Below are 21,571 nucleotides of genomic sequence, written 5' to 3'. Positions count from 1 at the left end.
CCTGCCTCTACGCGGTGACGAGCGGTCCGTTCCGTGCGCCGCCCGTTGCGGTTATGGTGTTGGCGTAGGCCCGGTTGACCAGCGCGCCGGATGTGGCGGCGGTGGCATGCAGCGCGGCATTCGCGGTCAGGGTGGACAGGCTGGCTGCATTGTCCGGGCTGATTGCGTCGATATTCGCCCCGGTCTGGCTTATGGCGGTGGTCAGTCCGCTGCCCGCCGCCTCCAGCCCGGACAGCACGCCGGTCACGCTGCCGGGGACCGAGGCCAGATTGACCCCCGCCCCCGACAGGCCACCGACCATGCCAAGCTGGTCCTGCACGCCCGCGAACACGCCACCCGCGCCGGTCATGTCCGCAATGGGCATCACCTGCCCCATGACGGTGGCGAGCTGGCCGGTCACATCACCCGCAACACTGGCCACATCCGCCAGCGTCCCGCTCAGGCCCGACAGCGCCGATGCCGCATCACTGCCCACCAGCGCGGACAGGCCGGACACACCGCCGGATGCAGCCGCAACCTGCGGCGGCTGTTCCAGTACCAGCCGGTACGGGATCACAACGCCCTTATGCGCGTAATCGAAGGCGTACTGGACAATACGCACCATAAGCGACAGCCCCGCCCCGGCGAAGGCAACGGGTACCCCCGCAATGCGCATCTGCTTGAGCACCATGGCGCGTTCGATGGCGGTGGGTCCGACAAAGGTGCCCTGCAGTTCCAGCCGGTCGGGATCGTTCCCCACCGCGTCGATAATCCGGTTGCCACCGGGCAGGCGGTGTATGGCGACCTGCTGCGTGCCGCCATCGCGTATGACCTGTGGCACTTCCATGCCGGTCAGCGTCAGGCCGCCAATGGTGACGGGGGCGGACGCCCACAGCCGCCCGATGGAACCGATTGCGGTTTCCGTGTTCTCAAGGGTCAGGGACATGATGGTTTCCGCTGCACGGACGCGGTGCAGTATTACGGTTGCATGATCCCGCCGCACCACCTTACGCGGCTATGCCATCATGGCTACTGTCTAACGCCAGATCGTGCAGGCGGGAAGGACGCTTTATGCGGCCCACGGGTGCTGGTGGTGGTTACAGACCGATGGAACGGCCCGGTAACTGCGCATGGCGCACGCCATCGGGCGCGGTGCCGGTGGCGCGGTGTTCATGCCGCGCGCGGCTGGTGTCGATACGGGCGACGGCCTGCCCCAGTACGTGGTGGTCCAGCGTTACCGGTATGGTGACCTGAATTGCGGGCGGCGGGATGTTGCGTGCCGCCACGGGGGCAACATCCCCTTCCCGACGCGCAACCGGGACGGCGGGCGCGATGAAGGGCGGCCTGCCCTGCCCGGGCCAGCCTGACCGGACCGGCTGCGGCACGCCAGGCCGGGGCACGCGGGGCACGACCGACCCGACCGTCCCCGCACCCGTGGGCACGAACACGGCCTGCTGGACCGGATACCCCGCCGGGGCATAAGGCACGCCTGCCACAGGCGCGCCGCCCGATGGAAGCCATGGCCGACAAACCGGCGTCATCACCGGCCCGCTGCGCGGTTCACGCGCGGGCGGCAACGCCACCGTTCCATGCACATCCCGCCCGGCCTGAACCCATGCAGCGACAGGCCCGGCGGCACGGGCATAATCCCCCCCATGCCCCGCCGGGCGCACCATACGGGGTGGCATGACCACATGCGCAGCAGGACCGGATGCGCGCAGCCACGCACCACCGCCATCCGTGGTCCCCGCCGCAATAGCCGTGGCGACAGGTAGCGCAGGGGCCGCCACCCGATCCGTTCCGCCCCCTGTTATACCGACATCATGGGGCAGGTTGGTCCCCACCACACGGGCAGGCATGAGAACGGCAGACGTCAGGCGGGACACTGGCCCGGCCATCACAGCCCCCTGCGCCACGAAACGGGGTGCAGGGGACAGCATATTCCCGTAACCGGACATTTCTTCCCGCGCCTTCGGCATCCAGACCGGGTGGATATGGCGCATTGCCGCGACGGGCTGCACGCCATCCTGCACGACGGGGCCCGCAGCGTTTCCGCCACGCGACAATGACGGCGCGGCAGGCGTGACGGCGGCGGGAAGTGCGGTGCGCGCATTTCCCTGCACGGGGAAAAGGAAAGGCGCCCCGACGCGGGACACACCGGCCACCGGGTGCGTATGGGGAATGCTGGCGGCCAGTGCTGCGATGGGCGGCGCGGGTGGCAGGGCGGTCATCACGCCCCCATCATCCCCCTTCCCGCCATGGGGGCGCGGGATGAACGGCATGAACCCCACCCGTCCCGCGCCCCCTGCGGCGATGCGCTGGATGATGCGCGCCAGCATGCCGGTCAGGCCCGTTCCGCTCCGCAGTCGCGCGATGACGCGACCAGGCACACCGCCCCCACGCGCCATAACGCGCGCAAGCCCCGTAACCCGCCCGGTCCGTGCCGATACCCGCACCGCATGCACTGCCGTCATGTAAGGAAAATCAGCCATCGGGCTGTTCCCATTGCTGGGTGTTCCAGTCATACCGCCCGCCTGCCAGTTCCCCAAACGCGACAAGAAACGCCATGCGCCGCACGCGCGGCATGGCCATGGCGACATCCCACGGCACCCCGTTCCTGATCAGGGCCGCAACCTCGATCAGGGCGGGGTGCCGGCTCAGTTTTTTGCCGCTGTGCCCTCGGCCTGCGCCGCCGCCTGTCCGTCCGCGCCAAACAGGGCGGTGGACAGGGCCTCGATCCCCGTATGGCCGATCTGGTTGGCAAGCTGCTCAAGCTGCACGCGCGTCTGCGGGCGGATGACGGGCACGGTGTCGATCGCCTCGACCGATGTGACCATCAGCGCGTATTCCATCCACGCCGTCGATGGCGTGGCCGGGCCAAGTTCCAGCAACGCCAGCACGTCCCCCGGCCCGCGTTCGCGGTAGGTGATGGTGCGGCCATCACTGGTCTTTACTGTTCTGTCTGTCATGGCATGACTTTCGGTTCGTGGCGGGATCAGGAAACGCGGTTGCGCGCGCGGGCGTTGAAGCTTATGGCCTGCATGACCAGCATTTCGGACTGGTAATGCCCCGCATCGGACAACTGGATCGACGCGCCGACATATTCATACGTGCTCAGCGATCCGTCGCATTCGGTCACGTACTGGTAAATGCTGCCCAGCAGCACCGTGCCCGCGGCCCAGAACCCGCTTTCGATTGCGGCGAACAGGTCATCCGCGCCGGAACTGTCGCGCTGGAAGGAAAAGTGGCCATTCCAGCCGTTCGGCACGTCATAGAACATGGGCATGTCGTTGAGCGGGCTGGACGAAATCGCGCTGGTGCGCTGCTGGGCCTGAAACCCGGTAACGGTGGGCAGGTCGATGCGGCTGCCGTTATAGACCAGCACCACGCGGCAGTCGCGGCCGATATTGAAAGGCTTGGCGGACATTCATCGCTCCGTAAGGAAGATGGGCCACCCGGCGGGCGGCCCGTGAAGTATTTCTGTTGGCGGCAGCCCGTTTCGTCAGGTGGCGGACGTGCCGGTGGCGACGGTCACGCTCGCCCCGCCCTGAAGGTTGACGATGAAGAAGCGGTTGATGCCCTGGTAGCGCACCTGCACGTCCGCGCGGACATAACCCAGCGCCGTGCGCGACTGCGGGTTGTTGGTGCTGTCGCACACCACGGCATACGACGTGCTGTCCGCAAGGATGCCGCTGCCCGCCATGCCGGACAGCGTGCCCAGCAGCACGGCGCGGATATCGCCAAACAGCGTGGGACTGATGACCTCACCCACGAACGCGCCCATGCCCGCATTGATGGTTTCGGCAATGTAGTTGGTCAGGCGGGTATAGGTGTCGTCCGCCGTGTCGGCATCGGACGATGTATTGATCCCGCCGCGCACCGCCCAGTAGGCCCCGCCGGGCGCTGGATTGCAGATCACGTCGATCCCCGCGCCGAACAGCGCGGACAGTTCGGCGGTGGAATAGGTCGCGGCCATACCGCTGGAAACCAGTCCCGCCTTCTGGCTGCCGATCACGCCCGAAAGCGGCTTGTTCAGGCTGGACTGTTCGGGCGACAGGCCGCCAAGGATACCGGCAGCGAAGGCCTGCGGCGGCACCAGCATGTCGCCATTGGCGTCGTCATCCCACCACAGCCAGTCACCCAGCATCAGCTTGATGGCGTAGCTGTCCACCCCGGCAGCCGCCTTCTGCGCCGCAGCACTGGCGATCGTGTCGCCTGCGGGGCCGGTGGCGATCATGTACACGCCTTCCTCCAGCCCGAAGGCCGCCTGCGTGGTCCATGACGTGCTGTCGCTGATCCCATGCAGCAGGCCCAGCGCGCAGCCCTGCCCGCGCAGGGCGTACATCCCGGTGCGGCTGGCCCCGTCGGTGCCAAGGAACGCCGCCGTGGCCGGAACACCGCCATCCGCACCGCCCGCAAGCATAACGGACCCCGCCGCCAGCACCGGCACTGTGGCGGGAACCGTGGCGCGGACCAGCGCAGCGCCATCGGCCGCAAGGGCCGTGGCCAGCGCCGTCCATGTCGCGCCGCGATAGGTGCGGCTGCCCAGCACGGCATGGCTGATGTTCAGGGTATAGGCGGTGGTGATGATCGCATCCTGCACCAGCGTCGCGGTAATGGCGTTACCCGCGCTGCCGGTATGGATGGCGGTCAGTGTAACCCCCGCCAGTTCGCCCGTGGCGGCGGCGTCCGTCCCGTCGCTTACCCGCACGCAGCGAAAGTCGGATGCGCCCTGCAGCAGCGCGATGTTGACCGCCGTGCCGATGTCGGTTGCCATCGCCTGCCTGGGGCCAAAGGCGCCGAGACAGTCGCCCATGCCGCCCACGATGACGGGCGTCGCCACGGCCCCCCATGCAGCGGTGCCGACGATGCCGATGCGCCCGGTGGCGACACCGTTGAGCGCCAGCGTCTGTGGCTGGAGGATCTGTACATACAGGTCGGGCACATTCAGGCTGTTGGTATTGAGCTGCCCGGACTGGTAGATGGTCATTGCGTCTGTCTTTCCCTGTTGCGCGGCATGCCGCGTGGAAACCGGTTTGGTGTGGTGGGCGGATCAGGCCGGGGCGGCAGGCCCCAGCAGCACATCGCCTTCGATCGCGCCGCCGGGCAGGCCGATGCCGCCCGCCAGCATGACCGGGGCCGGACGGGTCAGATCCGTATCGAACGTGACCAGGTAGTGCGCGGGGCGCGAGAAAAGGCCGCGGTTCATGGCGGTGTCGTCATTGCTGGCGGCGCGCGCCTCGATACGGAAGGTGGAGCCGTCCGCATCCGTCAGCCAGTCATTCAGGGCCAGCGCGTCACTTGCCGCCTGCCCCAGCGCGTCACGCGCGGCGGGTGTGGCGGACCATGTGGTGATGATGAACATCTGTTCCTGCCTGCGCGCGATGCAGCGCGTGGTCACGACCCCCGCATTCAGCGCCTGCACGCTGGCCGCCCCCGGTATGGTGATGGCGTCGCCCGTCGCCATGGCGCCCGGTAGCGGTGCGGCAAGGGCCGCGGCGATGCTGTCCGCCGTATCGTCCGCCGTGGCGACATGCAGCACGCATGCGGCCCCGCTGTAACCGGGCAGGCCCGTCACCCGCAGCCCCAGCGTGCCGCAGGGCGCTACCCCCGGTGTGAGCGTGACCACGGCGGTCACGCCCGTCGCCCCGATGGTGGCCGTGGGCGCGCATGCCGTATCCATCCGCCACGGGCGGCCCAGCGGTTCATCCAGCCGCGCCCATGAATCCGGCACGTCGGCAATGCCGATGAAGTCGCACCCCTGCTGCACTGTCCGCACCATGCCGCCAAGGTCGGCCTGCGTCAGCCCGCCACGGCGGATGATGACGGGCCGCCCCGTTACGGCGCTGCCGGTCGTGCCATCGGGGCAGATGGCGGCGGCCAGCACGCTTGCGATGGCGGTGGAAATGGTGGCGATATCGGCCATGGCCTGTCCGCTCCTGCTCCCTGTGGTGGATAGGCAGCCGCCCTGCCCCGCATCCGTCATGGACGGGCACGGTTTTGGGCCGGTTCTGCCAAGAGGTTGGAAAAGCCGGTTCCCCGCCCGCCCCGTTTCACCGGGGCCGACTGACGGGGCCTAAACCTGCTGCTGCTGGATCTGGCAGCGTGTGCCCCACGGCCCTGTATGCGTGCCGCCGATGGTGTAGCGCGTGCCGTCCCCGTCCGTGACCCACATGGCGGGCTGCACCATGATGCCCGGAATGGCGGGCACGAACATTTCCATTCCGCCACCATGGATCGCGCCGGGCTGTACCGGTCCGGGCACCGTAGCGCCCCCGCCCGCGCGGATCATGGCGGGCCAGCCCGTGGCAAATATCACCTGCGCCCCGACATCGCCCGATGTGGCATAGCCGCCCGGATCGGCCTGATCCGTCCCCTGCGCCGTGGTGCCGGTCAGTGTTATCGTCGTGCCGCACAACACGCATAAGGGGGGCCGGAAGGGCACGCACCGGGCGATGAAGGCCGTATCCGCGCCGCAGGTAAGAATGTCGCCCGCCCGCACGTCGCGCGTATCCATCAGCGCGTACACGAACGGCACATCCCACAATGCCGGGCCGGAGAAAGTGAAATCCCGCTCGGTGCTGAAGGCCACCATGACCCGTGCATAAGGACTGACGCAGGGGGCGAGCGCATCGGTGGGGCGGAACTGCGTGGCGGGCGCACCCACATGGCAGGCCGCGCGCGCGAAGCCACGCGCGGCAAGGCTGTTCAGGGCTGTCTGGTCCATCAGATGATGATTTCCCCCGTCCCGCGCAGGCCCGGCCCCGGCGGCACGCCCATGAAATTGCACAACTGCACCCGCCAGCGCGTGTACAGCATGAAGCGGTCAGGCACTTCGCTACGGTTGCGGGTCCACACGGCGGCGCGGTCGGTATCAAGATTGGCGGTGGCGGCCATGATCGCGCTTTCCAGCATCTGGCACTGGGTCAGGAACGCGCGCGCCTGCGCACATTCTTCGGGTGCGAGGTTACGCAGCCGCCATTCATTGAACCCGTACACGCGGAAAAACCGCCATGACTGCATGCCGCCATCCTGTCCGCCCATGGCGGGATAACCCATGTAGCGCCGCGCCTGCGCCAGTTCCGTATCCACCAGTGGCGTGTCCGCCATGGCACCGGCAACCGGCACCGCAACCGGCGCGCAGGTGGCGGGCGGGGATGAGACCGGCGTGGTGGTGTCCGCGCCGCAGGGGGTGTCTGTCATGCTGTCGCCTCCGTTTCCTGTCAGCGCCGTTTTGCGGGGGAATGCGGGATTGCAGGATCATCCCACCGGCCGGTTGCGTGCCGGGCGGGAGAAAGGGGCGCGGGCAACGCGCCCGCGCCCCGTCAGCCCCCTCAGGCCCCCGCGCCAAGGCTTTCGATCACCACCCCGCGCTTGAGATAGCTGTTGGTGGCGGTGGGAATGACCGTGGTATTGGCGGTCAGGTCCGTGGGCAGCGCGAAGCCACCGATCCATGACCACGACTGCGCGATGATCTGCGCCAGACGGTCCAGCGCCGGGCGGGTGATCATGCACACGCCCTCCACATCCGTCAGTTCGCCGCCATCCAGAAGCGGGGCGTAATGCGTGCCGATATTGGCGTAATCGCCTTCGATCAGCGCGCCCTGACCGCAGATGATGGCGCGGTGGATCGCCCCCGCCCCCAGCGATGCCTGCTGCGGGGCCTCCGTCGTGGGGATGAAGCGCACGCCCAGCAGGTCGAAGATCTGGCCGGTCTGGTACGTGTCGGACCCGTACTGCCCGCGATACAGCAGCTTGAAGTCGTCATCACGGAACAGGCCAAGCAACTGCGCATTGTCCAGATAGCAGTGATAGACGCCGCCTTCCGGCGTGGGCACGTTGTTGTCACGCAGCACCGCCAGCGCGCCAAGGATCGACTGCACCGTCAGCAGGTCGCCCGTTGCAAGGGCCGCCGTGGTGGCGCGCGCATTGGGCCGCAGCACCAGCGGGGCGGTGGCGGCCACCACCGCATTGCCTGCCGTGCCATTGGATACCGATACGCTGGCGCCCAGCGTAAGCGTGCCTGAAATCCCTTCCGGCGCGGTGGATGTATTGGTGGCGTCAGCCGTCACGCCCACCAGCGTATAGGACCCTGCCCCGATGGTGACGGTCATGCCGGCGGATGCGCCAACGGACACCACCTGCCCCTCGGCGGAAAGGATGTTCTGGAAACCCCGGATGTCGTCCACCGCAACGTCCGTCCCCGCCGAACCCAGCGTGGCGGTGACGCGCGTATTGCCGCCCAGATAGCCGCCCACCCCGTTCTGCGCCCCGCCGAACAGCGCATTGCGCGCCAGCCGGTCCAGCGTCTGCCGCGCATTGATGCCAAGGCGCGATGCGTTGGCCAGGAACTGGTTGGCGATGCCGACACCTTCCGTTACCTGGTTCAGGTCCATGGTGTTGCCGTACTGGTTGATGGTCAGCGTGTACTGTTCCACCGACCATTCGGCGGGCGTCATGCCGTTGTCGAAGCTGGTATTGGCGGTGGGGTTGAGCGGCGTGGTCGCAGGCGGCAGCAGGCCCGCGCGGGTATCGGTAATGGTCTGGCCGATGCGGGCGGGAAATTCCATCTGGTCCGCGATGGAGCGGAAGCCCAGCCGCGACTGCAGCGCATCCTGAAACGCGCGCGACAGGAACCCCTGCTGGATGACCGGCTGCAGGGCGGCGGGGAAATTGGCAATGGCCATGAAGTTCATTTCCTTGAAAGAACAAAAAAAGCCGCCATGCAGGACTGCACGGGCGGCGGCAGGGGTGGCCATGACGGCAGGCGTCATGTAGGGGCCGGGGTGGTTGGAAGATAAGGGGCACGATACGCACGACCCCTTGCCCGTTCCGCGCAGCATCGGGCGCGGAACGGGTAAAAGGTGGTATTACGCAATAATGATATGGATATCAGTGCCGATACAGGCACGGAATATGTAATGATCCGGCTGTCCCCTCCATCCTGACCTGTCAGGGCATGCAGGGCTTCAGCAACACCGAAAGACGCGGGACGGTTCCAGTGGGCCGCCCCCGCGCATGCCTTCCGGTCCTGTAAATCAGGCTTGATGGCGGCAGGCACGCAATACCTGCGTAACGATCCCGACCCCTGCAGCCGTGTTCCGGTCTGCCGGTCCCGCAGGCGGGACCGGCACGGTTTTTCAGTTCGCCACCGGCCAGCGCAGGCCCGCCGCACCCGCTGCCGCCCTTACATCGCGCGCGCCAGCCGTGCGGGCATCGAACGGGGCGGGATCGCCCGCACGCGGCGCGGGGCCTGCGGCGGTGGTGCCGGTGGCCGCACCCGATACGGGCTGCGGCGTGGTGAACAGGTAGGCGCGGCTTTCACGCGCGGCCTGCATGATCGTGTCCAGCCCCTGCGGCAGCCCGTCATCGCCCAGCGTCACGCCCGACAGGTCCACCAGACGCACCACATCGGCGGGTTCCACAGCCCCCATGCGGGCGGCAAGGGCGCGGGCTTCGGCGCGGATGACGGCGCGATCGGCACGGGTGCGGGCCGTGCTGGCCTGTTCGGCGCTGCGGGCAAGGTCGGCCTCCAGCGCGGTGCGGGCGCTTACGGCTTCATCCCGTTCGGCGCGCAGGGCGGCCAGTTCATGGCGCAGGGTATCCATGTCGGGGGTCTGGGGAACGCTGGATCGGGTCATGTCGTACCTCGGTTTTTTTCAGGGTAAGGTCAGGTCTGGCTTTCGGTCACGATGCGCGCCCATTCCGCATGGGGCGCGGGACACCCGGCACGGGCGGCGAAAATGGCGCAGGCCGTCTGGCGTGAGACGAAACCACCCTGCACCGCCGCCCCCAGCCCCTGCGCCAGTTGCGCAAGCTCGGCTTCCGTGCCGGGGAAATAGGGCGGCCACTGCAACGCAAGGCCCGCAGGGTCCAGCCCCGCGTAATCCACCCCGCCAATGCGTATGCCGCCCGCGATCACCTGCGAAAAACGGCACGCCATGCGATACAGCGCCAGCAGCCCGTATTCGCCATAGGACAGGCGCATCCGGTCCGCCAGCCACAGCAGGGGCTGGTACAGCATCTCCATCGCGCGGCCCGACGTGGGGGCGGACAGGCTGTCGGCCTGCGCGCGGTTGCCGTGTATCTGTTCCATCACGCTGGCGCGCAGTTCGCGGTAATGGTCACGCATGGCCCCTGCGGCGTCGCCGTTGATTTCCAGCAGCTTGGCATCCCCATCCAGCGGCAGGGTCAGCGCCGCCGCCGCCCCGCCGCTGGATGCAGGCGTGCCATCGGCATACGGGTCCGCCCCCGCACGGATGACAAGGCGCGGATCGGCACTGTATTTCAGCCCCCGTCCCGCCTGGGACAGCAGGTAATCGCATTCGATCACCGTATCGATGGCGGGCGCGAACGTGCATGGCCCGTCCATCACGCCGGGGGCGGCAAGGTTGGCCATCCACACCCACGGCACGAAGCCCAGACCGTGATGCGTGCCGCGCGTGGCGTCCACCCGCGCGGGCGGCCCGGCATCGACGCGCTGCGGGATGTAAACGTGGCAGTCCGCCCGGTCCCATACGCGCTGCCACCAGAACACGCTGCCCATGTCATCGGGCGCGATGGGCCAGCCCTGCGCCAGCAGGATGGCGCCCGTCACCTTGTAGCGTTCGGTAACGCTGGCCAGCGTGCCATCCGCATCCCATTGCGGGGTCAGGTACAGCGTATCATGCACCTGAAAACGCAGGTGGCGGTCCACCGCTTCCACCAGCACGGCAACCGACCCCACGCTGCCGCGCGTCGCCGCCTGTGTCATCAGGGCGGGCAGCGCCGTTTCCGCCGCCATCTGCGCCATGATGGCAGGCAGCGCCGGATCGGACGCCACGGTTGCGGGCCAGTGCGACGCCCCGAACAGCAGCGACACCGCATCATCCACCACCGCGCGGCACATATTGGTCCGCACCGATGGCCTGCGCCGCGCCAGCGGTATGTATTCCCCCGCCCCGTTATATTCGGTGCCGAAGGGATTGGGGATGGCGTCGTACTGCGTGCCCGCCAGCACCCGGCCCAGTGCGGCAAGATCATGCGCGCGCGGCGGCAGGTCCGGGTCGCGCGGGTAGGTTTTTTTCAGTTCCTGCCAGTCCATGCTCTCTCTCCGGTATCAGGGCGTGCGGGGTGATGTGTGATCTGGGGGGTGCGGTCACGGCGGAAGCGCGATAGACAGGCCGCCATGCGACACGGCCCCCGTGGGGAGGAAAAAATTAATGGATATCAGTCCCCTGTTCCTGACACCGATCCGGCTGGGGGTGGCTTTTGTGGCCATCGCGGCGGTTGTGGCGGTGATGCGGCGCAGGCGGCCATCCCTGCCGCCCGCACCCGGGCACCCGCGTCCCGTCCCGCCCGACCTTGCGGGCGATGCAGGGTTCAGCGTTCCCGTATCCATGACCGATTACGACTGGGCGGTGCGGCTGTACCAGCCCCGGCCCCTGCTGTCGGTATGGGAACGCCGGGTGCTGGATACGCTGCGCATGCAGGTGCCGCGCGGCTATCATGTCTGCCCGCAGGTGCGCATGGCGGATTTCATCGTGCCACGCGGCCCGGATAGCACCCTGAACCGGCAGGCGTTTTTCAAGATCGCATCCAAATCCATTGATTTCGTGGTGGTGGACGAAGGCACCGGCGCGGTGGTGCTGGGCATTGAACTGGATGACGCCACCCATGCCCGACCCGAACGCCAGTACCGCGACGGGCTGGTCAACGCCGCCTTCGCCCATGTCCGCATCCCGCTGCTGCGCCTTGCCCCCGGTGCGCGGGTGGATGTTACCCGCCATTTCCACCCCGTCCCGGCCTGACGGGCGGGTGGGCATGACAGGGGCGGCTATTCATGGGATAGGTGGACCCGCCTTGTGGCGCGTCGTCAATGAATATGGGGAAAGCTGATGGTGTTGCGTGATCCGGGTTCAACATCGCCCCTGCGGATCTGGCTCGACAGCCGCAATACGGGGCGTCCCGGCGGGACCGGGGTTGCGACCTACACCACGGGCATGCGCCAGTGTTTTACGCAGATGGGCTGCGATGTGACCTATCTGTGGGACCGCGCGCCAGACGCCACCGCTCCCCCGCCCAACACGCCCGCGCGCAAGGTGCTGCGCTTCATGCACGCGCTGCTGCCCTTTCCCACGCGGGTACGCAGGCGGCAGCGCCCGGATACGGGGGAGAGATGCTGGTTCGTGCCGGACCTGTTCCGGCTGGCCAATGTGCATTTCCGCATCTGGAAGCGCCCGCTGCGGCTGTGTGGCGGTCAGCCGCCCGCCATCATGTATTCAACATATCCCCTGCCCTTTCTGGTGGATGACGCGATCAACGTGGTCACGATCCATGACCTGATCCCGCTGACCCACCCGGAACTGACCGGCATAGACCGGACCTTCATGGAAAAGCTGCTGCGCCGGCAGGTCGCCCTTGCGGATGTGGTGGTCACCGTTTCCGAAACGGTGCGCCAGCAGATCGTGGATATGTTTCACGTTCCCGCCGACAGGATATTCAACCTCTACCAGCCCGTCAGCATCACCGATGTCGAACGCCGTGCGATGGAGGCCACCCCCGCCATCGCCCCCGCCGGGTGTTTCCTGTTCATCGGGCGGGTGGAAGCGCGCAAGAACATCGAACGCCTTGTGGCCGCGCATGCCCTTAGCGGCACGGCCCGCCCGCTGGTCATCATGGGGCCGGACGGGGATGACCAGCCCGATTTCACCCCCCGCACGCCCCGGCAGCAGATCATCCGCATCCCGTGGTGCAGCCGGGAATCCCTGCTGCGCACGCTGCGCGACGCGCACGCCCTGCTGTTCCCCTCCCTTGCCGAAGGCTTCGGCCTGCCGATCATCGAGGCCATGGCCCTTGGCGTGCCCGTCCTGACATCGCGCGGCGGCGCCACGGGCGAAATCGCGGGGGATGCCGCCCTGCTGGTCGATCCCCTGGACACCGGCGACATCACGCAGGGGATCGCAGCCCTTGACCGGATGACGGCGGACACCGCGCAGTGGCAGCAGATGGTGGCGCGTGGCCACAGTCAGGCGGAGCGTTTCTCCCCCGCCGCGCAGATCGAACGGATGACGCCTTTCCTTGCCCACCTGTCCCGCCTGTCCGCAACCGGGCGCTAACGTCCGATATTGAACCGCGTCGGCACCCACCGCGCGGGCGCGGGCGGCGGGGTGGACAGCATCAGGTCGCTCAATGCCCAGACCAGCGCATCCGCCCGGTCGGGCGAACGGGCGCCGTGATAGCCGCTGGCGGAAAACTGGCATAACTGCTCCTCCAGCACACACAGGGCGCCGTGGTGGGTGACGCGCCCCTGTTCATATAACGCCGCAACCGGTTCGGCCCGCGCGGCCTTGCCCCGGCTGGCCGTAACCATGCGCAGGGCGGCGTTGGGGTTAAGGCCACGCAGGGTTGCTTCCACCAGCGCGCCGCCAAAATTATGTTCCGCCACGATCCGTTCGGCACCCCAGTCGGCCTGCGCCTGCAACGCCGTGCGCGCCCAGCCCGCCGGACTGTCGCGGCGGGACAGGTCGGCCAGCACATGGCCCATACCCGTCCCGTCCACGCCGCAGACGACAATGCCGATTTCATCCGACCGGGTATCTTCCGCCCCGCTACAGCCCGATGGATCGACCGCCACCACAATGCGCCGCATCCGTGCGGCCACGGCGGGGCGCGTGGCGGGGGTTACGGGGGCGTCACGGCGGAAATCCTCCATCCGCCACAGCGCACCATCCACCGCCTGCTGGTATTCCCCAAACATGAAGCGCCTGCGCTCGCGTTCCGGCAGGGCCTCAAGTTGCGCCAGATACCCTGCCGAAAGGTTGGCACGGTTGCCATCGGGGTTGAGCCGCATGGTGGCATAACGGTCCCGACCGGGCAGCGGCGCGCCCGATACCGGCTCCACCCCCTGTTCAAACACCCGATACAGCCAGTGGGCGGTGGTGGGCGGGTTGGCGTCGATATATTCCTTCAGCGCCAGCGGTGATTTCTGCGCAAGACGGGTAAGCAGCATGTTGCGTGCGCCATAGGTGATCTGGCTGGCTTCGTTCAGGTAAACGGTCGCAAACTCCAGCCCCAGTATCTTTTCTGTCCGGTCCTCATCATCCAGTCCGCCGAATACGATGGTGGAGCCGTTGGGCAGTTCCACCGTCCAGTCCGTGCGTGACAGCGCCCATTCCATGGTGGGAAAGCACCGCCGCATGACGGCGGGAAACGTATCGGCCACCACCGTCGCCCGCAGCGCGTTCAGCCGGTGGCGGAAAATGCCGTGCCGCGTCCCCGCCGCCTTCAGCGCGCGGATGACAACGGCGCGCACCAGCACGAAGGTCTTGCCCGACCGCGCCCCGCCCCGCAGCAGGATATGGGTGACATCCGTGCCCAGCAGCCGGTTGGCGGCGTGCTGGTCAGCGGTCAGGCTAAAGGGCTGCGTCATCGGGCGTGATCGTGACGGTGATGGCGGGCTGGCCTTCCCCCCGGCGTTCGGCGGGGGCACGCAGGCGGGTTGCGACCCACATGCGCGCTTCCATGCGCAGCTTGATGGCGGGCACGTCATCGCGGCCGGTGGCGTGGTCGGCTATGGCTATGATTTCCTCGGCCAGTGTATCGGCGGCGGCTTCGCGCGCGGCGGCGTACAGGGCGCGGAAGCTGGCATTGTCACGCAGCCAGCGGAACACGGTAGCCCGGTGCGGCATGCCCGCATCCGCGCATATGGCGCGCAGGCTGTGACCGTCCGCCAGACGGATGCAGATTTCCTCGGCCAGTTTCCGGCTGTAGCCACCCCGCCGCGCAGCCGTGGCAGGGTGCTGGGGCATGGCGGGTTTTCTCCGTAAACGCCAGCGCCCGGCACCGCGTTGGCGGCCACCGGGCGCGGCTGTCTCATGATGTGATCCTTATGTCGAAAAACCATGCAGGCAGCAAATACATCGCGCGGTACGCAGTATTTCAGGGCCGCATGCGCCCACGGGCCGCCATATCTTACGCAGGCAGGTCGTTTTCGACTATCTTGTTGAAAACAGGCGTGTTTTCATCAATCTGGCAGTAGCTGAAACCGGTTACGCACTGGACAAGGGCGACGGGAATGTCGAACCAGAAATCAATCGCGCCGGGCGGATAGCCGCAATCGGCCTCCTCCTTTTCCATATCCGCGATGATGTCGGACAACTGCGCAGGCGGCGTGCCGGTTACGTTCAGGTCATGCGGGCCTGTCGCGCCATCATGGGTGACGGACCAGATTTCCACCCCGTCGCGGTAACAGGCGGCGGCGCTGCGATAGGCGGGTTCGTCGATAAAGGAGGTGACGATGGTGGCCCCCGCCCCGCGTTCCGGCAGGGTGGCAAGGTGGGCGCGGGCATCGTCGGCGCTGTTGCACCACAGCGCGGTCCATCCCCCCGGCAGTGAGGCCACGGCGCGGCAGGCCGGGCGCGCATCCTCCGCCACGCCGCTATCGGTCATGGCAAAACGGCGCAGCACTTCGGCCCGGTCAATGCCGTGGACCACAAAAACACCAATGGTATAGCCCGCCGCCCGCGCAGGATGGCTGCGGACGTAGGGCCGCAGCCGGATGGGCGGGAAAATGTCCTGTATCCCGTCCTCCAGCAGCGGGGCGTCGAACTTCACCTGTCCGTTGATGAAGCCATAGGGAAACACGATCTGCGCCGCCGTGCCATCACGATGGGCGCACATGACAATGGCCGCCGTGCCCGGATCATTCTGTCCGGGCAGGATGACGGTGCAGTTGACCACACATGCCGCCGCCCGGCGCGGGCCAGCACGCACCCTGTCACGCAGCAGGCCCTGCACATGGGCAAGCTGGCCTTCCGCATCCGCCGTGTCGGGCGGATTATCCACCCGTTCGATGCCGCCACGCTGGTCCAGCACCGCGCCAAGCGGGGCAAAAACCCCCTGCGTTACCAGCAGATTGCCCGCTTCGGGCAGGAGTACTGCGGCCAGACGGTCAAAATCCTGCCGTGGCGTCGCCAGCCATGATGGCAGATCCGCTTCACGCCAGCCTTCGTACCAGTCCATCACGCCACCCTTTCGCGTCCTCCGGCAGCCCCGGCACCCGAAACAGCCCTTTACGGACACACATGTTGGTTTGGGGCGGGGATGGTGTCAATCCGCGCGCCCTGCGGAAGTATCCGCCATGATTTTGCAAAAAAGGGCAGGCATTGGTTATCACACAGGTATCAGCATGGCATATATAACCAGAATTCAGTAGTAAATGGGGATATTTTATGTACAGAAGTGCATGGATGATAGATAAAACAGGATATTTATGGTGTAAATTTTAATTCTATATTTTGTTTCACTATTATATGAAAAAAGATCATTGAACAGTTTTTTACATGCAGAATCAGTATCGGAGCGATATAAGGGGGGATCAATCGCATGAAAATAATTTCAAATAAAGAACTGATAAACGCTCTTGAACAAAACAATATCAATGTCGATAACAAAAAAATATTCATACAATGCAAAAATGAATCGGCTGAAATAGAAAGCCATACCTGGTTCAAGACCAATACGCTTTTTCAGTGCGGGGCGTTTTCCTATTCCTTTTCAAAAATCTATGCGGATGTATCCGTGGGCAGGTATTCGTCCATTTCCCATGGCTTTACCGATTTCAGCAAGATTCATCCGGTCGATTTCGTAACCTCCAGCCCGGTTACGACGGATGATTATTACCGCGAACTGGCGCATCAGCACGGCAGGGACTGGAAAATACTGCCGTTCGATACGGATTATGGCAGAATAGTCATTGGTAATGACTGCTGGATCGGCACCAGGGTCATGGTCAAGGGCGGCATTACAATTCATGACGGCGCGGTCGTGGCCGCCGGGTCGGTCGTCACGAAGGATGTGCCCCCCTACGCCATCGTTGGCGGCAATCCGGCCAGAATAATAAAGATGCGGTTTGATGATAGAATCATCGAAAAAATGCTTCAGATCAGATGGTGGGATTACGCGTACTGGGACCTGAACATGCTGAACTGGCAGGACCCGGAGGAATTCACCCGGATGTTTGAAGACCATGTGGAGGGGATAAACAGGTTCCACCCCCGCAAAATAAAGTTTTCCGACCTGAAAGCGGCATCCGATACCAAAATGCGGAACATCCTCGAAAAAGCGTTGCACAGATCCGGTATTTTCAGGGACTGATAAGCACCATCCAGAACAACAGATACCGCCTGCAAGTCATTTACGGGAACCATCCCTGCGTCTTGCACGGGCATGACCGACATGGTCGTTACAGCGGTCAATGCCGCACCTGCCGGCCCTTCATCCCATACAGGCCGATGGGCGTATCCATCACTCGTCGCGCGCCGGATGCGCGATTACGGGCATCCTTCCCGTCCGGCCTTACGCGGCATGGGTATGCCCGGATTCATGGTCATGATCGTGACCGTGCCGATGGTGCAGGTCCGGGTAATGGGCGTGGGTGTGCGCCAGTTCGGTATGGACGTGCCGGTGGGTATGCGGTTCGCCCGGCGGGTCGTCGGGGCCATGGGTGTGCTGGTGGTGGGCATCGTGCGTATGGCGATGGGTGTGCTCCATGGGTTCATGCACATGGTAATGGGAATGGCGTTCGGTCAGGTGCAGCCATAGCCCGATCCCCATCAGCACCCCGGCCACCAGCAGGCGCGCAATATCATGCGTATGGAATACGAACAGCGACATGACCGCCCCCATGAAGGGCGCCAGCGCAAAATACGCCCCCGTCCGCGCCGCCCCAAGGTGGCGCAGGCCCAGCATGAACAGCACAAGACTTACGCCATAGCCCAGAAAGCCCACCACGGCGGCCCCGGCGGCAATCCCCGCCCCCGGCAGGCCCGCACGCTGCACCAGCAGCGCGACCAGAAGGTTCACGCTGCCCGCCGCCACGCCCTTTATCATGGCGATCCGCACCGGGTCAGCCGCCGACAGCCGCCCGCTCAGGTTATTGTCGATCCCCCAGCACAGGCAGGCGGCGGCGATATACAGCGCGCCGGGGGCCAGCGTCGCATGCCCCTGCCACGACAGCACGCCCGCGCCCAGCACGATGGCCAGCGCGCCCAGCATAAGCCTGCGATCCACGTTTTCACGGAACACGACCCACGCAATCAGCAGCGTCGCGATGCTTTCCAGATTCAGCAGCAGCGACGCACTGGCCGCATCCGTGCGCGCCAGCCCGATCATGAGCAGCAGCGGCCCCGCCACGCCACCACTGGCAATCACCGCCAGCAGGCACGGCACATCGGCGCGCGTCAGGGGCGCTTCATCATGCGTGGGCAGCCGCAGCGCCCGCCGCGCGGCCAGCACCAGCGCAAGCCCGGTTCCCGAACCCAGATACAGCAGCCCCGCCGCCATCTGTGGCGTCATGCCGCCCAGCAGCAGCTTGGCAAAGGGCGTGCTGATGCCAAACAGCACGGCGGACAGCAGGGCAAGGCAGAGACCGGTTCTGTTCATACCCTTGCCATACCACGCCACGCCGCATCGGCGCCACGACGGATACGCCAGCAGCCGTGCAATCCTGACCCCATGACCGGCCCCGGAAGCCAGCACAGGCACGACATCCCATGCCATGGCATAACTGCCGAAATCCCTGCGGGCACGCAGAGACGGGCATGGCTGGTTGTGGTTGAGGTCATCGGGATTCCGTGGATACCGGGCGATGGCGGCGTGCGTGCCGATAGCCCGCGTGGCAGGCAGGCCATAGACAGGTCATGACATTTCCGTCCCATGACGCCATTGCCGCATGACCGCCAGACCCGTGCGCGGATACGGACGCAGCCGACAATGGACAATGGGGGCACACGCGCTCCCTGCCCTCACCACCGTTCGTGCAGGATATCCAGCGCCATATGCAGCGTGCGGATGCGGGTGCCGGGATTTTCGTCCATGCCGCATACCGCACAGACAACGCGGGCGCGGGCCGGTGTCAGCAGGGACAGCGCGCGATCTATTGCACGGCGGGCGTGTACGCTGGCCTCGGTTTCCTCCAGGGTGCCTGACCCGCTGCCGGTATGGGGCGTGTAGCGCTGCACCAGTCCGCCATGGCGCGTGCTGCGCAGCCAGCAGGCCCGAAAACGCAGGCCCGCCGCATGCTGGTCGGCAGTCAGGGCGGCGTTGACGCGGTGGAACAGCCGGTCCAGCGTGCAGGTATCACTGAACCGGCGCACGGTGTGCGGACGCGTGCGCGGCGCCATGTCGATCTGGACAGTTTCCACCACGCGGGCGCTGGCGGCGGGACCGTCCGTGCCCATGTCCGGCTTCAGCCCGGCTGCAATGTCACGCGCCAGCAGCCGTGCCCGCCGGTCCGCACGCAGCAGGGCGGCAATACGGTGGGGAACGCCATCGGGGTTATTGCGCGCGGGCGTGGGGGCAACGGGGGTGCGGCTATGCGGTACGGCCATGATATTTCCTGTGCGACGGTGTGCGACAGGATCATTCTAACGATTCGTCATGCAGGCAGCGCGTCCCGTACCCGATCGCCCCGCCGGACGGCGGCCCGAAATCCCCACGTCCCTTGCCCGAAGGGGATATATCCACCCCTGCCCTGACTGAACGGCACGCCGTCCTGCCGCCATGTATCCGGGACATCTGCGCCAGCCGGCGTCGTGCAACAAAGGGGCACGGCTGCCCGTCACCTGACCGGACACCATGGATGGTAGCGCGCGGCTGTTCCCACGGGCGGCACGGGTTCGGAGCTGGCGGGGATCGCGTGCCCGGAAAATGACCGTGCAGAACGCCGGGGCGGTTGCGCGGCGCTTTGTAGCCATGTGGTGGTGCGGAAAGGCAGGGCATGTTCCCTGTGTTCCCTCCCCTTTGGGATACAGGGTTATCGAAGCCCGTACATATGGCCGCACCCCTGCGGAACGGAGGGAACAGACGCCCGCGCCGCCGGAAACCGGGAAACTGACCAGAACGGCACAGGGGAACACCGCCTGTCCGCTGGCATGTGGTCGCGGGCGGGAGCCGGTCAGGCCCTGCCGTCACTCCGCTATCGAAGGCGTGACGGCCCCGATACGCCACAACCGCCCACCGCCATCATGATCCCGGCTGCGGGCCTGCATCGCCCTCGGGCGCTGCTGACCATGCCCAGTATGTCTCCGTGCCGCTGCGGATCTTGCGCCGTGTCCAGCCCAGCGCGCGCAATACGCTGGCCGCACGGTTCTGGCTGGCCCGGTTCTGCCGGTCGCGCGGCAGGCCCAGCGCCATATGCAGCACGTCGGCCATTCGCACGCTGGCCGCGCCACGGGTGCGCAGCCATGCGTTGACGGGATCATGCCACGGGTCTTCGTGCATGCGGGTATCCTGCGCCTGCCGGGCGGCGGCGTGCAGATGCGCGTCCTCCAGCCACAGGGGGATCGGGGCCGTGGCCTCACGCGCCGCCGCTTCCGCCCATAACTGTTCGCGCCATGCCGCGACCCAGTCAATATCCGCGCGGGTGCAGCTAATGGGCCAGTAGCGGCGGTTGCCGGTGGGATCAGTCAGGTATTCACGCTCGTTCGTCGTGCCTGCGAACACGCATTGCCGGGGGCGCGTCACTTCAAATGCGCCGTAGCTGGGGCGGTACCGGTCCTGCTGGCGGCTGAAAAACGCCTTGGCGTCCCGGCTGGAACTGCGCCCCAGCGCCTGCAGTTCCCCCAGCTCCACGCACCATACCCCCAGCAGGCCCTGCGCCGCGTCCTTGTCGCCCAGATCGCGCGGCAGGTCGTCCTTGAACCAGGGCGGGCTGAACAGCGCGGCCAGAAGGCGGCTTTTGCCCATGCCCTGCGGCCCCTCCAGAACCGGCACGTAATCGAACTTGCAGCCCGGTTCGCGCACCCGGCGCACGCTGGCGGCAAGGAAACGCGTGCCCACGGCGGCATGGTAGCCATCATCCACCGTGCCCAGCGCATGATGCAGCCACGTCGCAAGGCGCGGCGTGCCATCCCAGCGCAGGCCATCGAGCCATTCGCGCACCGGATGGCGGCGGCACAGCCCTGCGGCGGTGCGGCTGGCCTGTTCGGCTACGGCGCGACTGACCGGCAGGCCATAGGCACGCTGCATGTACGCCTGCACCAGCGCGACATCCATGTCGTCCATCGCGCGTGGATATGGACCCGGCGGCGGGGGCGCGCCGTCAAAGGCCGGGGGCGGCGCGCGCGTGACCATGCTGCGGCAGGCGAATTCGTCCCACGCCACCAGCCCGCGCAGGGCGGGATCGTGCCCCAGCAGCACCAGACAGTTGCTGAGCGACGGCGCAACCCCGCGCGGCCCGCGCACCAGCAGGTCCATCCACGCAGCCGGTGGCGTCGCCGCCATGGCAGGCATGCCCCATGGCATGGCGGGTGTGCGGTCATACATGGCGGGGCCTTTGCTGGCTGTGCCGGTCATCATGACGGGCGGGCAGCCCGTAACACCGCCCGCCACGGCGCATGACCGGCATACAGGCTGGCTGAGGCAGGCTGTGGAAACGGTGCGTCGAACATGATGCGGTCATGCCCGACCCTGCTGAACCGCGCAGATCCCATGGGATCTGCGCGGGCGGAAAGGAGAATGGACAGGATCGATCCCGCAGGCCCCGGAAAACGGGCTGCGCTGGCGGCAGGATAGCTGCTGCCGTCCGGCGCATTGCCGGGCATGACGGGAT

At 66.5% G+C, this 21,571-nt stretch carries 23 protein-coding genes; 4 read left to right on the top strand and 19 right to left on the bottom strand.

All coding sequences use genetic code 11. The features are described 5' to 3' along the window. Positions 1-7: 7 nt before the first annotated feature. The 12 genes from CFR79_RS10155 to CFR79_RS10105 form a co-directional block, all read right to left on the bottom strand. A complete protein-coding gene (locus CFR79_RS10155; protein ID WP_110547861.1) occupies positions 8-925 on the bottom strand; it encodes a hypothetical protein in 918 nt (305 codons plus the stop codon). 151 nt (positions 926-1,076) lie between these two features. Further along, the gene (locus CFR79_RS10150) at positions 1,077-2,471 is read right to left on the bottom strand and encodes a hypothetical protein (protein WP_110547831.1); all 1,395 of its coding nucleotides are present in this window, start codon (positions 2,469-2,471) and stop codon (positions 1,077-1,079) included. Continuing rightward, positions 2,464-2,589, bottom strand: a complete 126-nt coding sequence (locus CFR79_RS16190) for a hypothetical protein (RefSeq protein WP_258373527.1) — start codon at positions 2,587-2,589, stop codon at positions 2,464-2,466. Before CFR79_RS16190 ends, CFR79_RS10150 begins: the two co-directional genes overlap by 8 nt. Positions 2,590-2,636: 47 nt before the next feature. Next, a complete protein-coding gene (locus CFR79_RS10145; RefSeq protein ID WP_102323771.1) occupies positions 2,637-2,948 on the bottom strand; it encodes a hypothetical protein in 312 nt (103 codons plus the stop codon). 26 nt (positions 2,949-2,974) lie between these two features. Further along, positions 2,975-3,406 (bottom strand): hypothetical protein, encoded by a 432-nt coding sequence (locus tag CFR79_RS10140; RefSeq protein WP_110547830.1) that lies wholly within the window; start codon positions 3,404-3,406, stop codon positions 2,975-2,977. A gap of 75 nt (positions 3,407-3,481) precedes the next feature. Then, positions 3,482-4,969 carry a phage tail protein gene (locus CFR79_RS10135; RefSeq protein WP_110547829.1) on the bottom strand — a complete coding sequence of 496 codons (1,488 nt, stop codon included), beginning with the start codon at positions 4,967-4,969 and terminating at the stop codon, positions 3,482-3,484. Positions 4,970-5,032: 63 nt separating this feature from the next. After that, positions 5,033-5,905: a hypothetical protein gene (locus CFR79_RS10130; RefSeq protein ID WP_110547828.1), complete on the bottom strand. Its 873-nt coding sequence runs from the start codon at positions 5,903-5,905 to the stop codon at positions 5,033-5,035. Between the two features lie 150 nt (positions 5,906-6,055). After that, on the bottom strand, positions 6,056-6,706 hold the full coding sequence (locus CFR79_RS10125) for a hypothetical protein (RefSeq protein WP_110547827.1): 651 nt from the start codon (positions 6,704-6,706) through the stop codon (positions 6,056-6,058). Next, on the bottom strand, positions 6,706-7,182 hold the full coding sequence (locus CFR79_RS10120; RefSeq protein WP_102323776.1) for a hypothetical protein: 477 nt from the start codon (positions 7,180-7,182) through the stop codon (positions 6,706-6,708). Before CFR79_RS10120 ends, CFR79_RS10125 begins: the two co-directional genes overlap by 1 nt. 131 nt (positions 7,183-7,313) lie before the next feature. Next, positions 7,314-8,666, bottom strand: a complete 1,353-nt coding sequence (locus CFR79_RS10115; RefSeq protein WP_110547860.1) for a DUF4043 domain-containing protein — start codon at positions 8,664-8,666, stop codon at positions 7,314-7,316. A 453-nt stretch (positions 8,667-9,119) separates the two neighbouring features. Further along, positions 9,120-9,620 (bottom strand): phage scaffolding protein, encoded by a 501-nt coding sequence (locus tag CFR79_RS10110; RefSeq protein ID WP_162900489.1) that lies wholly within the window; start codon positions 9,618-9,620, stop codon positions 9,120-9,122. 29 nt (positions 9,621-9,649) lie between these two features. After that, positions 9,650-11,062, bottom strand: coding sequence for a phage portal protein (locus CFR79_RS10105; protein ID WP_110547826.1), 1,413 nt, complete (start codon positions 11,060-11,062; stop codon positions 9,650-9,652). Between the two features lie 118 nt (positions 11,063-11,180). On the opposite strand from CFR79_RS10105, the gene CFR79_RS10100 reads away from it, so the two are divergent. Together CFR79_RS10100 and CFR79_RS10095 are read left to right on the top strand one after the other, a co-directional pair. Further along, positions 11,181-11,768 (top strand): DUF2726 domain-containing protein, encoded by a 588-nt coding sequence (locus CFR79_RS10100; RefSeq protein ID WP_110547825.1) that lies wholly within the window; start codon positions 11,181-11,183, stop codon positions 11,766-11,768. An 87-nt stretch (positions 11,769-11,855) separates the two neighbouring features. Further along, positions 11,856-13,076 (top strand): glycosyltransferase family 4 protein, encoded by a 1,221-nt coding sequence (locus CFR79_RS10095; RefSeq protein ID WP_110547824.1) that lies wholly within the window; start codon positions 11,856-11,858, stop codon positions 13,074-13,076. Here CFR79_RS10095 and CFR79_RS10090 read toward each other — a convergent pair. From CFR79_RS10090 to CFR79_RS10080, 3 genes are all read right to left on the bottom strand, one after another. Beyond that, complete coding sequence (locus tag CFR79_RS10090; RefSeq protein WP_110547823.1) at positions 13,073-14,389, bottom strand: phage terminase large subunit; 1,317 nt, start codon at positions 14,387-14,389, stop codon at positions 13,073-13,075. The two genes, CFR79_RS10095 and CFR79_RS10090, sit on opposite strands and share 4 nt — an antisense overlap. After that, entirely contained in the window at positions 14,373-14,768 is a 396-nt protein-coding gene (locus tag CFR79_RS10085) for a terminase small subunit-like protein (protein ID WP_102323782.1), read from the bottom strand. Before CFR79_RS10085 ends, CFR79_RS10090 begins: the two co-directional genes overlap by 17 nt. Positions 14,769-14,931: 163 nt before the next feature. Beyond that, positions 14,932-15,981 (bottom strand): hypothetical protein, encoded by a 1,050-nt coding sequence (locus CFR79_RS10080; RefSeq protein WP_110547822.1) that lies wholly within the window; start codon positions 15,979-15,981, stop codon positions 14,932-14,934. A 363-nt stretch (positions 15,982-16,344) separates the two neighbouring features. Between CFR79_RS10080 and CFR79_RS16345 the strand changes: the two genes are divergently transcribed. Then, positions 16,345-17,115, top strand: a complete 771-nt coding sequence (locus tag CFR79_RS16345) for a DapH/DapD/GlmU-related protein (RefSeq protein ID WP_110547821.1) — start codon at positions 16,345-16,347, stop codon at positions 17,113-17,115. A gap of 201 nt (positions 17,116-17,316) precedes the next feature. On the opposite strand, the gene CFR79_RS10070 is transcribed toward CFR79_RS16345, so the two are convergent. Next, a complete protein-coding gene (locus CFR79_RS10070) occupies positions 17,317-18,402 on the bottom strand; it encodes a DMT family transporter (RefSeq protein ID WP_110547859.1) in 1,086 nt (361 codons plus the stop codon). A 72-nt stretch (positions 18,403-18,474) separates the two neighbouring features. Here CFR79_RS10070 and CFR79_RS15675 point away from each other — a divergent pair, with 72 nt between their 5' ends. Continuing rightward, positions 18,475-18,663 carry a hypothetical protein gene (locus CFR79_RS15675; RefSeq protein WP_146220127.1) on the top strand — a complete coding sequence of 63 codons (189 nt, stop codon included), beginning with the start codon at positions 18,475-18,477 and terminating at the stop codon, positions 18,661-18,663. A 101-nt stretch (positions 18,664-18,764) separates the two neighbouring features. On the opposite strand, the gene CFR79_RS10065 is transcribed toward CFR79_RS15675, so the two are convergent. From CFR79_RS10065 to CFR79_RS15895, 3 genes are all read right to left on the bottom strand, one after another. Then, positions 18,765-19,349: a hypothetical protein gene (locus CFR79_RS10065; protein ID WP_110547820.1), complete on the bottom strand. Its 585-nt coding sequence runs from the start codon at positions 19,347-19,349 to the stop codon at positions 18,765-18,767. 634 nt (positions 19,350-19,983) lie between these two features. Beyond that, positions 19,984-21,318, bottom strand: coding sequence for a virulence-associated E family protein (locus tag CFR79_RS10060; RefSeq protein ID WP_258373525.1), 1,335 nt, complete (start codon positions 21,316-21,318; stop codon positions 19,984-19,986). Then, positions 21,315-21,563 carry a hypothetical protein gene (locus CFR79_RS15895; protein ID WP_110547819.1) on the bottom strand — a complete coding sequence of 83 codons (249 nt, stop codon included), beginning with the start codon at positions 21,561-21,563 and terminating at the stop codon, positions 21,315-21,317. The genes CFR79_RS10060 and CFR79_RS15895 overlap by 4 nt, the downstream gene beginning before the upstream one ends. Positions 21,564-21,571 lie beyond the last annotated feature (8 nt).

The sequence above is a fragment of the Komagataeibacter saccharivorans genome, from assembly GCF_003207825.1.
GTDB lineage: Bacteria > Pseudomonadota > Alphaproteobacteria > Acetobacterales > Acetobacteraceae > Komagataeibacter > Komagataeibacter saccharivorans.
The sequence above is the reverse complement of the archived record's forward strand: the minus strand, read 5'-3'. Positions and strand labels throughout refer to the sequence as shown.

What these genes read in the sequence shown, in the direction of transcription:
- CFR79_RS10135 (WP_110547829.1), bottom strand. Translation starts at nt 4,969, where the DNA reads ATGACCATCTACCAGTCCGGGCAGCTCAATACCAACAGCCTGAATGTG.
- CFR79_RS10130 (WP_110547828.1), bottom strand. Translation starts at nt 5,905, where the DNA reads ATGGCCGATATCGCCACCATTTCCACCGCCATCGCAAGCGTGCTGGCC.
- CFR79_RS10150 (WP_110547831.1), bottom strand. Translation starts at nt 2,471, where the DNA reads ATGGCTGATTTTCCTTACATGACGGCAGTGCATGCGGTGCGGGTATCG.
- CFR79_RS10155 (WP_110547861.1), bottom strand. Translation starts at nt 925, where the DNA reads ATGTCCCTGACCCTTGAGAACACGGAAACCGCAATCGGTTCCATCGGG.
- CFR79_RS16345 (WP_110547821.1), top strand. Translation starts at nt 16,345, where the DNA reads ATGAAAATAATTTCAAATAAAGAACTGATAAACGCTCTTGAACAAAAC.
- CFR79_RS10065 (WP_110547820.1), bottom strand. Translation starts at nt 19,349, where the DNA reads ATGGCCGTACCGCATAGCCGCACCCCCGTTGCCCCCACGCCCGCGCGC.
- CFR79_RS10060 (WP_258373525.1), bottom strand. Translation starts at nt 21,318, where the DNA reads ATGATGACCGGCACAGCCAGCAAAGGCCCCGCCATGTATGACCGCACA.
- CFR79_RS10120 (WP_102323776.1), bottom strand. Translation starts at nt 7,182, where the DNA reads ATGACAGACACCCCCTGCGGCGCGGACACCACCACGCCGGTCTCATCC.
- CFR79_RS10125 (WP_110547827.1), bottom strand. Translation starts at nt 6,706, where the DNA reads ATGGACCAGACAGCCCTGAACAGCCTTGCCGCGCGTGGCTTCGCGCGC.
- CFR79_RS10070 (WP_110547859.1), bottom strand. Translation starts at nt 18,402, where the DNA reads ATGAACAGAACCGGTCTCTGCCTTGCCCTGCTGTCCGCCGTGCTGTTT.
- CFR79_RS10140 (WP_110547830.1), bottom strand. Translation starts at nt 3,406, where the DNA reads ATGTCCGCCAAGCCTTTCAATATCGGCCGCGACTGCCGCGTGGTGCTG.
- CFR79_RS15895 (WP_110547819.1), bottom strand. Translation starts at nt 21,563, where the DNA reads ATGCCCGGCAATGCGCCGGACGGCAGCAGCTATCCTGCCGCCAGCGCA.
- CFR79_RS10110 (WP_162900489.1), bottom strand. Translation starts at nt 9,620, where the DNA reads ATGACCCGATCCAGCGTTCCCCAGACCCCCGACATGGATACCCTGCGC.
- CFR79_RS10100 (WP_110547825.1), top strand. Translation starts at nt 11,181, where the DNA reads ATGGATATCAGTCCCCTGTTCCTGACACCGATCCGGCTGGGGGTGGCT.
- CFR79_RS10145 (WP_102323771.1), bottom strand. Translation starts at nt 2,948, where the DNA reads ATGACAGACAGAACAGTAAAGACCAGTGATGGCCGCACCATCACCTAC.
- CFR79_RS15675 (WP_146220127.1), top strand. Translation starts at nt 18,475, where the DNA reads ATGACCGGCCCCGGAAGCCAGCACAGGCACGACATCCCATGCCATGGC.
- CFR79_RS10105 (WP_110547826.1), bottom strand. Translation starts at nt 11,062, where the DNA reads ATGGACTGGCAGGAACTGAAAAAAACCTACCCGCGCGACCCGGACCTG.
- CFR79_RS10090 (WP_110547823.1), bottom strand. Translation starts at nt 14,389, where the DNA reads ATGACGCAGCCCTTTAGCCTGACCGCTGACCAGCACGCCGCCAACCGG.
- CFR79_RS10085 (WP_102323782.1), bottom strand. Translation starts at nt 14,768, where the DNA reads ATGCCCCAGCACCCTGCCACGGCTGCGCGGCGGGGTGGCTACAGCCGG.
- CFR79_RS10095 (WP_110547824.1), top strand. Translation starts at nt 11,856, where the DNA reads ATGGTGTTGCGTGATCCGGGTTCAACATCGCCCCTGCGGATCTGGCTC.
- CFR79_RS10115 (WP_110547860.1), bottom strand. Translation starts at nt 8,666, where the DNA reads ATGGCCATTGCCAATTTCCCCGCCGCCCTGCAGCCGGTCATCCAGCAG.
- CFR79_RS10080 (WP_110547822.1), bottom strand. Translation starts at nt 15,981, where the DNA reads ATGGACTGGTACGAAGGCTGGCGTGAAGCGGATCTGCCATCATGGCTG.